Raw genomic sequence first — 4,725 nt, 5'->3', positions numbered from 1 at the left:
AGCTGCAATTAAAAGCCTTTTACCTCTTGTTTCAGCAAGTTCTGGCTTGGCATTTCTCTTAGAATTAACTGTAAGAATATCTGCCGAGATTGACCCACTATATAAATTTAGAACTCTTGAGATGGTATTCCAAAAAGTGGATTTGCCATTTCTTCCATCGCCATAAGCTATAATGAGAGCCTCAATATATACCTTTCCTATTAGAGATATCCCTGCTACTTTCTGCACATATTCTATAAGTTCACTATCTTTTACAAAAAAAGTATCCAAGGCATCAAGCCATATATCCATATTTTCATCACTTGGATCTACAGATGTTTCTTTGGTTATATAGTCATCTGCCTTATGCTCTCTGCATTCTCCAGTTTTCAAATTAACTGTAAAAGAAGGAGTATTTAACAAGAACTCATCCGTATCAAGTTCTCTTTGGTCTATTTCTAACATTGGTTTCGATTCCTTTAAAGTTGCATGAATGGCTCTAGTGTCACCTCGTTTTACAGCATATTTCTTATAAGCCTCTAAAGAGATAAGTTTATAGTATATAGATTTTTGACTTTTATCAAAAACCTCCATTGCCTTTTTCTCACTCATTGAGGCCATAATATCTCTAACTCCAGATTTCTTAATGTCTTCATCCATCTTCAAAAGTTCATTGTCTATTTCTTCTATCTGTTTTAACACTAAATCTTGAGAACATCCTTGTGCTTTTAGTTCAGATTCCTCCCAATAGGAATTGTTGTAAACAAGAAAACCTGTAGAAGGTGAAAAACGAATTCTGTCTTTATATTCTCTTACAAAAACTTCTGCTTGACCTATATCTGAAAATTCAGAAGGCCTTAAATTTATGCCTTCAGTGTATTCTTTAGGTGGAACATAATCTTCACTTGCAGCTATTTTTTTATAGAATTTACAAGCAGACCTCCATATTTGTTCTAGCTCATCATCTGGAAGTGGTGGAGAACAAAGTGATGCTTTTTTATCGAATAATTCTCTTGCCTCACCTGTATTTCCATATCGAACTAGAACCCTACCAGCAAAATGGTTCATAGTTGAGTTTCTAGAACCTTGCTGAATTAAGTCTTGAGAGTTATCAAAATCCTCAAAGTCATCTTTTAGAATTTCTGTTACATATTTCCTTCCCCTAACTATTTCAACAGCAGGATTCTTAACTCCAAAGAAAAATCTCGCCCCATCTAAGGCATTACCATCAAAAAAAGTATAAGTCTCTGATAATTTTTCTTTGATTCCTACATATTCAGCTAAATTTGTGACCTTAGGTATTGGAAAATATATGTGCATTCTTGGTCTTGCAGCTTTTCCATTCTTTTCTCTCCTATGGTTTCTGCTGTAAACTATGGCAAATTTAACTCCATCAAATATTCTCTTTAAATCATTAGCTGAAATCCAATCATCTGGATTTTCTGAATGGTCGTTGTCTATATCCATGGGAACACATTCTGACTCTATAAAATTATCATTAGACCTGTAGGAATTTTTATACTTAGCCATTACATGGTCAAAACTTGCAGCTTTCTCAAAAGACCTAACATCTACTGCATCAATTTCATTTAGGTAAATGCAGTTTGATTCAACCCCTACTACGTTTGAAGTGTATATTTTCAATTATGCTACCTCCCCAATATATTTGATTTTCATATTTCTATTCTCAGCAATCTTTATTTCTTCTGCCATTCCAGGACTTATGTTGTCACCAAAGACCCACACTTCTTCACATTTTCCTAAGAGGACATAATTAAAATGCATAGCAAGCCTTCTCTCACTTTCGTCACTCATAAACTGAGGAAACAAAAGATGTGGTGCTATGGGAATATTTCCTTTATCCAAAGCATATCGAGAGTACTTCTGTGCCTTGTTGACATTATTTTCAACATCTCCAGAAAATGGACTGCAGATATATACCAAGGGATAGTATTTAGTTTTTTTCATTAAGCTACCTCCATTAATCTTTCTTATAAAATTCACTTTCAAACCCATCTGCATCGAGAATAAGTCCAGGTGTCCAGCTAGGAACTATGGACATGATTTCATTTACTTCCTCGATACTAGATGAATCACTTTCTATTACAACTTCGTCATGGATATGCATGACGATATTAAATCCTTTTTTTTCAAGTCTCATCATAGCCTCAGCTAAAATATCTCTGGCTATTGCTTGAACTATGTTTTCTACAAATTTACCGCCGTAGGATTCTATCTTGTCCCATTTATTTCCTACTACAATTCCTTCATAGACAATTGATTCTCCACCAAATCGATTCATCCCGATTTTTGCCTTTGGATAAGCAAGTCGTCTTTTTGAGGGTAGTTCTATAAATAGGATGCCTTTTTCATAGCTAATAACTAGGCTCCTATATTCTTCTTTAGCTCTAGTCTTTACAACTCTTTTTATCACTGCATCTATGTCCCACCAAAGACTTACTATATTTGAATTAGCCTCTCGCCAGGAATCGACTATTGATTGAAGTTCATCTTCAGATAAACCCATCTCAATACCACCCATTGCTTTAAGAGCGCCTAAGGCTCCTTGATAGCCACAAGCTAAAGTCGCTATCTTTCCTTTTTGTCTGAGATGACCATTTACTCCATGCTTTTCAACTGGCACTCCAAACATCCTCGATGCTGTTCTGCAATAGATATCTTCTCCATTTTCAAATGCATCTAGTACCCATTGTTCTCCTGCAAGCCATGCAAGTACTCGGGCCTCTATCGCTGAAAAGTCTGAAATAATAAACCTGGTGCCTTCTTTTGGTATAAAGGCTGTCCTTATTAGTTGAGATAAAATATCGGACTGAGATTCATAGAGAATATCCATAGTTTCGTAATCTCTATTTTTTACAAGACTCCTAGCTAGTTCTAAGTCTTTTAGATTGTTTCTTCTTAAGTTTTGAACTTGAATAAGCCTTCCAGAATATCTTCCAGTTCTATTTGCACCATAAAATTGGATCAGACCTCTTGCTCGGTTATCTTTTCCTCTTACATTTTTCATAGCATCATATTTTCTAACTGAAGACTTAGACAATTCTTGTCTAAGTTCCAATACTTCTTTAATATCTCCTTCAGCATTTTTAAGAGCAGACTCTACATCTTTTTTAGCTAAGGAATCTATCTCTAAGCCTTTTTTATTTAGCCATTCTTTTAGCTGTAAGGGAGAATTTGGATTTTCAAGACCAGTTAATTCTATGGCTCTATCCATATTTTCTTCTCGTAAAATTTCATCAAATTTAATAGCCGAATCAACTAAAATTTCATCAATTAAAATTCCTCTATCGTTGATATTCTGGTCTATCCAGTAGTTTTCCCATTCTGATTGAGGCATAGGAAAGGCTGATAATTTTTTCTTAATCTCCATTTCTGTTTCCACATCTCTATGGTTATATTCCTTAAAGGTAGACCACTTTTCTAAGTCGTGATGTGGTAGATTTCTTGTCCTCATACCATTGGTTTTAGTTGGTTTACAAGGAATAGAAAAATATCTTATAAGAGCCTTTCCTTCACTCATCTTTTGCTTGTCTAGTTTCAAAACCTCTCCTACTTTTTCAAGCGATAGAGGAAGCCCAAGATAAGCTGACCAAATCATAGTGCAGTACCAACCTTGAGGTTTTAGTCTCTTACCTAAAAATCTTGATAAACATGCCCTTTCAAAGTTTGCATTAAAGGCCCACTTTTCTATACTTTCATCACTAAGTGCTAATAATATTTCTTCAGGAATAATCTCTTCACTTGCCAAATCTATGACCTTAACTTCTTTATCATCAACAGAGTAGGCAAAGAGGAGGATTTCAAAATCCTCACTCTCGGCATATTTGTATACACCACTTTTGCCTAAATCAACTGAAGAATAGGTCTCAAGATCTATTGATATTTTTTTCATTTTTATTTAATTTCGTCCAATGATTGGATGCATTTATCAATAGTTCTTTGCGTTTCATCCAATCGTTTCTCTATATCTCTATAAATTTCCCTGATTCTCTTTTCTGTTTCGTTAATTTGAGCCTGAACATAGCCTAACTTATACCAGTAGTAAGACCATAATCCCATCAAAATAGCTAAGATTGTTTCTTTCATATAAAATCCTCCTATGCTAAGAAATCTTCGTCATCATCGTCCATAGCATCGAAGTCATCTGCTGCATTAGACCTATTTCCTAGAGGTTGACCATCTCTTAGCTTTTGAATATTCCCTAGCCCAACCGCTATGCCCTTATTTCCATTTATATTGTAGGCATAGAAATTAAGAGATACTCTTGCATAAACTCCTGAGTAGACTTCACTTCTATCAAGAATTGGTTCTACATTTTTATCCACAATTTGAGGTGCTGTCATAGAGTTAGCATTTAAGAAGTATGCATCAGCATAAGCCTCATCATCTTTTTCCGTGTCACCATCTCTTAATGGAAGTTTGATAGCTTTCTTATTTGGTTTCTTTCCATTAAATTTAGAAAGTCCTTCATCAATAGCAGCATCCACTGCTTTTTCAATTTTTTCGATTGTCTTTTGATCACTCTTTGGGATAATGACAGACACTGAATATCGTTCTTTGCTCCCATTAATTGACTTTGGTTCCCAAACATTCGCATAAGATAATCTAACTTCACCTGTAATTACTTTTGTTTTATTGATATTTGACATATTATTTACCTCCAAATTCTTCTTTAACATTGTCAATTTTTACTTCTTCTCGCTTGTCATCAATGCTTACTAAGGT

General features: G+C 34.7%; 5 protein-coding genes. All 5 read right to left on the bottom strand.

What is annotated here, in order from left to right:
• Window positions 1-1,623, bottom strand: a 1,623-nt coding sequence (locus KHW44_RS06510) for a DNA primase (RefSeq protein WP_304067439.1), incomplete at its 3' end; no start/stop codon positions are given.
• A complete protein-coding gene (locus KHW44_RS06505; RefSeq protein ID WP_198145774.1) occupies window positions 1,624-1,947 on the bottom strand; it encodes a DUF4406 domain-containing protein in 324 nt (107 codons plus the stop codon).
• Window positions 1,948-1,960: 13 nt separating this feature from the next.
• A complete protein-coding gene (locus tag KHW44_RS06500; RefSeq protein ID WP_304067433.1) occupies window positions 1,961-3,892 on the bottom strand; it encodes a DNA polymerase in 1,932 nt (643 codons plus the stop codon).
• A gap of 2 nt (window positions 3,893-3,894) precedes the next feature.
• Window positions 3,895-4,086, bottom strand: coding sequence for a hypothetical protein (locus KHW44_RS06495; protein WP_066130563.1), 192 nt, complete (start codon window positions 4,084-4,086; stop codon window positions 3,895-3,897).
• Window positions 4,087-4,097: 11 nt separating this feature from the next.
• Entirely contained in the window at window positions 4,098-4,649 is a 552-nt protein-coding gene (locus KHW44_RS06490) for a DUF2815 family protein (RefSeq protein ID WP_304067427.1), read from the bottom strand.
• Between the last annotated feature and the right edge of the window lie 76 nt (window positions 4,650-4,725).

The organism is Finegoldia magna (genome assembly GCF_018371055.1).
Taxonomy (GTDB): domain Bacteria; phylum Bacillota; class Clostridia; order Tissierellales; family Peptoniphilaceae; genus Finegoldia; species Finegoldia magna_I.
Note: the sequence above shows the minus strand (reverse complement) of the source record. Positions and strands in the feature narration are given on the sequence as shown.